At 75.7% G+C, this 6,025-nt stretch carries 5 protein-coding genes; 2 read left to right on the forward strand and 3 right to left on the reverse strand.

All coding sequences use genetic code 11. The features are described 5' to 3' along the window. Window positions 1-1,449, reverse strand: a 1,449-nt coding sequence (locus tag AC0CYZ_RS29055) for a methylmalonyl-CoA mutase subunit beta (protein WP_472221588.1), incomplete at its 3' end; no start/stop codon positions are given. 296 nt (window positions 1,450-1,745) lie between these two features. Continuing rightward, a complete protein-coding gene (locus AC0CYZ_RS29060) occupies window positions 1,746-2,810 on the reverse strand; it encodes a 3-deoxy-7-phosphoheptulonate synthase (protein ID WP_472221589.1) in 1,065 nt (354 codons plus the stop codon). Window positions 2,811-3,286: 476 nt separating this feature from the next. On the opposite strand from AC0CYZ_RS29060, the gene AC0CYZ_RS29065 reads away from it, so the two are divergent. Further along, window positions 3,287-4,144 carry an acyl-CoA desaturase gene (locus AC0CYZ_RS29065; RefSeq protein WP_472221592.1) on the forward strand — a complete coding sequence of 286 codons (858 nt, stop codon included), beginning with the start codon at window positions 3,287-3,289 and terminating at the stop codon, window positions 4,142-4,144. Here AC0CYZ_RS29065 and AC0CYZ_RS29070 read toward each other — a convergent pair. Continuing rightward, on the reverse strand, window positions 4,130-5,584 hold the full coding sequence (locus tag AC0CYZ_RS29070; RefSeq protein WP_472221590.1) for an acyl-CoA synthetase: 1,455 nt from the start codon (window positions 5,582-5,584) through the stop codon (window positions 4,130-4,132). The genes AC0CYZ_RS29065 and AC0CYZ_RS29070 overlap by 15 nt on opposite strands. A gap of 132 nt (window positions 5,585-5,716) precedes the next feature. Between AC0CYZ_RS29070 and AC0CYZ_RS29075 the strand changes: the two genes are divergently transcribed. Then, a partial coding sequence (locus AC0CYZ_RS29075) for a MarR family winged helix-turn-helix transcriptional regulator (protein WP_472221591.1) occupies window positions 5,717-6,025 on the forward strand: 309 nt, incomplete at its 3' end.

The raw sequence follows: 6,025 nt of genomic DNA on the forward strand, positions 1-6,025 counted from the left end.
CGGCGGCCGCTGCGGCAGCGACTCGTGGAGGTTCGGGAACTCCGACACCCCGGTGATGGGGTCGCGGCGGTGCGCGATCCGCCCGGCTCGGCGCGACCAGGTCTCCTCGAGTGCGGCGGCCAAGGACCCTCTGTCGGCGTGCTCCCCCGGCTCCAGCGCGGCGGCCGCACCCCCGGCGCGCTCGATCGTCGTGAACACGTCCCAGGCGGCGTGGGCGAGCTCGTCGGTGAGCGACTCGACGTACCAGGAGCCGCCCGCCGGGTCGATGACGTGCGCGAGGTGGGACTCCTCGAGCAGCAGCGCCTGGGTGTTGCGGGCGATGCGGCGGGAGAAGTCGTCGGGCAGGCCGAGCGCGGCGTCGAAGGGCAGCACCGTGACCGCGTCCGCGCCCCCGAGACCCGCCCCGACGCACGCGACGGTGGTCCGCAGCATGTTCACCCACGGATCGCGGGTGGTCATCATCGCGGGCGAGGTGACGGCGTGGACCCGGGCGGCCCGCGCGGCCTCGGAGGCTCCGGCGACCGACCCGATCCGGTCCCAGCACCGTCGGGCGGCGCGGAGCTTGGCGAGCGTGGCGAACTGGTCGGCCGTGGCGGCGAGGCGGAGCTCCACGCGGGCGAACGCGTCGTCGACCGACAGGCCGGCGTCGTCCAGCAGGCGCACGGCGTGGAGCCCCGCGGCGAGCGCGGCCCCGAGCTCCTGGCCGTCCGAGCCGCCGGCCTCGTGGAAGGGCAGCCCGTCGGCGACGACGGTCATCAGCGCCGGGTGATCGGCCGCAGCCGCCCGGGAGTGCTCGGCCATCGCCTCGAGGTAGGCGTCGGTGAGCGCGGGGCCGCCGCGGGTGTGGGCGAGCAGCGGGTCGTAGCCGAGCGAACCCCCGAGTGCGGCCGCGACGCCGTGCTCGCGCGCGAGCCTGAGCACCGCGGCCGCCGCATCGGGGGTGTCGCGGCCGGCGGTCAGCGCGAGCGGGGCGAGGTCGAGCAGCACGCCCTCGAGCAGCGTCGGGAGCGCCTCGACCGGAGGACCACCGGCCTCGCCGAGCACGAGCCAGAGCGAGGAGACGCCGCCCTCGAGCTCGGCCATGACGACGTCGTGGGCGTGCGCGAGGTCGGCGTCGGCGGGGAACGCGTGTCGCTGCCGGACGCCCCAGCCCTCGGCCACGTGCCCCTCGGGGCGCGAGGCCCGCGTGAACGGGGGCAGCCCGGGCTCGCCGGTGACCACGTCCGGGGCGTCCTGCGCGGTGTAGAGCGCGGCGATCTCGAAGCCGTCGTCGGTCGGGGTGGCGATCGCGGCCTCGGCGTCCTCGGGTCGGACCTCGCGGCCCGACTTCGAGAGCACCCCGGCCACGAGTTCGCGCCACCGGTCCCGGTCGGGCGTGTCGAACTCCCCCGCGAGCGAGAGCTCCTCGGGCGCCTCCGGGGACCCCGACGTCGATGGTCCGGCTGTCATGGACGGGATCGTAGAACGGTCAGCGCCGACCGGTTCCCCGTTGGGGCTCACGCCACCCGGCCCGTCGGCTCGGAATCGTTCCGGAGCCCGTCCGGGAGGCCCGCGTCACCGGCGCCCACCCATGATCATCAGCACTCAGCGCAGGCCGGAGGCCTCGCCCGCCTGCGCCATGTGCCCCTCACCTCCGGCAGGCCTGCCAACCCGAAGATCAGGGGCGCACAGCGCACGTCCGAGAGCCGCCGAGCATGCGCCCAGTGCCCCTCGCGGGAGGCGCCGACCCGACCCGCGAGCCCAGCTCACCGCCCCCGACGCGCCCGAACCGCCCCCGCGAGCTCGTCGAGCAGGTCGACCGTGGTGTCCCAGCCGACGCACGAGTCGGTCACGCTGCGCCCGCGCACCATGTCGGCGCCGATCTCCTGGCGCCCCTCGACGAGGAAGCTCTCGATCATGACGCCCGCGACCGGCCCGCCCCGCGCCACCTGACCCGCGAGGTCCGCGACGACGCCGGGTTGGCGACGGTGGTCCTTCCCGGAGTTCCCGTGGCTCGCGTCGACCACGACACGGCCCGGGCGACCGGCCACCTGCAGCCGGGTCACGGCCTCCGCCACCGAGGCGGCGTCGTGGTTCGGGCCGGCCGAGCCGCCGCGCAGGATGAGGTGGGCGTCGGGGTTGCCGGTGGTCGTGATCAGCCCGGCGAGCCCCTCCGGCGTCACCCCCATGAACGCGTGCGGCGCCGCGGCGGCCCCGATGGCGTCCACCGCCACGGCCACGTCGCCGTCGGTCCCGTTCTTGATCCCCACCGGCATCGACAGGCCGCTCGCGAGCTGGCGGTGCACCTGGCTGGCCGCCGTCCGCGCGCCGATCGAGCCCCACGCCACCAGGTCGGCGAGGTACTGCGGGGTGATCGGGTCGAGGAACTCGCACCCCAGCGGCAGGCCGAGGCGGGCGAGGTCGAGCATCAGCGCGCGGGCGGTCCGCAGGCCGCGGGCGACGTCGAAGCTCCCGTCGAGGCCCGGGTCGTTGATCAGGCCCTTCCAGCCGACCGTCGAGCGCGGCTTCTCGAAGTAGGTGCGCATGACGACGTGCAGGTCGTCGGCGTGCGCGGCCGCCCGCGCGGCGAGCCGGGCGCCGTACTCGCGCGCGGCCTCGTCGTCGTGGATCGAGCAGGGCCCCACGACGACGAGGAGGCGGTCGTCGTCGCCGTGCAGCACGTCGACGGCTCCGGCCCGGCCGCGGCGCACGGCGTCGGCGACGTCCGGGAGCGCAGGCAGCTCGTGGCGCAGCAGCGCGGGCGAGGGCAGCGGGCTGACGGCGGCCGTGCGCGCGCCGTCGAGCGGTGCCGCGAGGGTCGGGGCGGTCATCGGGGTTCCTCCGGGTGAAGGGCCGGACGACCCGGAGAGCCCGCCGCGATCCCGCCGAGCCGGTCCGGGGTCCGGCTCGCGGGATGGGGGTTCAGCGCAGCGGTCTACCCGCCGACCCCTCCCGGGCCGGGCACGTAAACCGGTACCAGCGCTGCACGACGATCACCGTACGCGACCCGCGGACGCCCGTGCCACGGGAGCATCCCGGACCCCCGCGGGACCTCGGCCACTACGGCAGGCGGGCGCGTTGACCCCGGCGGGCGCAGACTGCCAATGTCGAGGACGGCGACTCCGTGGACGCTCATACGGGCGCCGTTCCCCGGACCCCCGCGCGCGACCCGCTCGACACCACGGGTGGGCATGGTGGACATCGAATCCACCCCGGCGCGCCGCCTCGTCGCCCCGTCGCCCCCCGAACCGAGAGACACCACGTGAGCCTTGCCGCGACCCTGCCCCGACCGCTCGCTCCGCACGTCATGACCTACCTCGCCGTCCTCGTGCCGTTCGCCGCCCTGATCGCCGCGGTCCCGCTGGCGTGGGGGTGGGGACTGTCGTGGCTCGACGCCGGCCTCGCCGTCGGCTTCTACGTGGTGTCGATGCTCGGCGTCACCGTCGGGTTCCACCGCTACTTCACCCACGGCGCGTTCCGGTGCGGCCGGGCGCTGCGGGTCGCGCTCGGGGTCGCAGGGAGCCTCGCGGTGCAGGGGCCGGTCACGCACTGGGTCGCGGACCACCGCCGCCACCACGCGTTCGCCGACAAGGAGGGCGACCCGCACTCGCCGTGGCGCTACGGCACCTCGCCGGCGGCGCTCGTCCGCGGCTTCTGGCACGCCCACCTCGGTTGGATCCTCGAGCGCACCCTCTCCGACCAGCGCCGTTACTGCCCCGACCTGCTCGCCGACCGCGACGTGGTCCGGGTGAGCCGCGGGTTCGGCTGGATCACCTTCGCCTCGTTCGTCGCACCGGCCCTGCTCGGTGGGCTGATCACCTGGACGGTCTGGGGCGCGGTCACGGCCTTCTTCTGGGCGGGTCTCGTGCGGGTCGCGCTGTCGCACCACGTGGCGTGGTCGACCAACTCGATCTGCCACATGGTGGGGGAGCGGCCGTGGCGTGTGCGCGACCGCTCCACCAACGTCTGGCCGCTCGCGCTGCTGTCGATGGGCGAGTCCTGGCACAACCTCCACCACGCCGACCCGACGTCGGCCCGCCACGGTGTCGGGCGCTTCGAGATCGACCTCTCGGCGGAGGCGATCGCGCTGTTCGAGAAGCTCGGCTGGGTGTGGAGGGTGCGCTGGCCGAAGCCCGAGCGCCTCGAGACGCTACGAGCGACGTAGCCGCGCCTTCTGCACCTTCCCCATCGCGTTGCGCGGCAGCTCGTCGACCACGACGACCTCGCGCGGGCGCTTGTGCTTCGAGAGCCGCTCGCCGACGAAGTCCATGACCTCCTGGGCGTCGACGGGGCCGTCGGGGCAGACGACGTGGGCGACGATGCGCTGGCCGAGGTCGTCGTCGGGCTCGCCCACCACGGCGGCCTCGCTGATCCCGGCGTGCGCGAGCAGCGCGGTCTCCACCTCGCCCGCGCCGATCCGGTAGCCGCCGGACTTGATCAGGTCGACCGAGCGGCGCCCGACGATGCGGTGGTAGCCGGCGGCGTCGACGACGGCGGCGTCCCCGGTGCGGAACCAGCCGTCCGCGGTCCACGTCTCGGCGGTCGCCTCGGGTCGGTTGAGGTAGCCGTCGAACAGCGACGGGCCGCGCACCTGCAGCTCACCGATCGACTCGCCGTCGGCGGGGACGTCCTCGTCGGTCGTCACCGGCTCGCCGTCGGGACCGTCGGCCACGGCACGCAGCCGGGTCTCGACGCCGGCCACCGGCACCCCGACCCAGCCCGGTCGGCGCTCGCCGTCGGCCCGCACCGCCAGGGTGATCATCGTCTCGCTCATGCCGTAGCGCTCCACCGGCGCCTGCCCGGTGAGCTCTCGGATCCGCTCGAAGACCGGGACGGGCAGCGGGGCGGAGCCGGACACGAGCAGCCGCGCGTCGGTGAGGGCGGCCGCCGACGCCGGGTCGTCCGCCAGCCGTGACCACACGGTCGGCACCCCGAAGAGCAGCGAGCCACCGCGCTCGGCGACCGCGCGGGCGTAGTTCGCCGGGGTCGGCCGCTCGGTGTGCACCAGGCGGGACCCGGTCCGCAGCGCCCCGAAGACCCCGAGCACCAGCCCGTGCACGTGGAACATCGGGAGGCCGTGGGCGAGGGTGTCGGCCGCGGTCCAGTCCCAGGCCTCGGCGAGCCCGTCGAGCCCCGCGGCCATCGCGTCCGCGGAGAGCAGCACGCCCTTGGGCGACCCGGTGGTGCCCGAGGTGTAGAGGATCAGCGCGGGCCCGTCGCCGACCGGTTCGCGGACCTCGTGCCCGGCGCGCCGCGAGAGGTCGACCCGCCGGCCGGGCAGCGACACGTCCCGGGGCTTGTCACCGAACCACGTCGCGGCACCCGAGTCGGAGAGCAGGTGCGCGCGCTCGGCCGCCCCGCTGTCGGGCGGGACCGGCACGACGGGCGCCCCCGCCAGCAGCGACCCGACGATGGCGACGACGGTCTCCGCGCTCGCGGTGGCCGAGACGGCCACGGGCGCGGTGGGGGTGGGCCGCTCGGCGATCTCGTCGGCGACGACCGACGCCGCCCCGAGGAGCTCCGGCCCGGAGAAGGCGGTGTCCCCGATCCGGACGGCCTCCGGGTCGTCGAGGCCGCCGTCGAGCAGCGCGCGCAGCAGGGGCACCGTCGCACCTCTTCCCAGGAGGGGGAGCGTCGGGCCGGGGCCACGACGCCGGGGAGCGCGCTCATTGTCGCTCCGTGGCACCGTCGAGCGCGCGTCCGACGTCCGGGCGGCGCCCCGTGGGACGATCCCCGCGTGAGTCAGGGGGTCTCCACCACGTCGCGGGCGCGGCCGTCGCTGCTCTACGCGGTCAAGCAGGTCGAGCTCGTCGTGCGCGCGCACCTCGACGACCTGCTCCGCGACTCCGGGGTGACCGCGCTGCAGTACACCGCGCTGACCGTGCTGGGCCGCCGCGACGGGCTCACCTCCGCCGAGCTCGCGCGCAACTCCTTCGTCACCCCGCAGGCGATGGCCGACCTCGTCACCGCGCTCGAGCGCGGCGGGTTCATCGTGCGGCGCCGCAACCCCGACAACCGCCGTCAGCTGCTGATCAGCCTCACCCCG

It is taken from the genome of Actinomycetospora sp., from assembly GCF_055612215.1.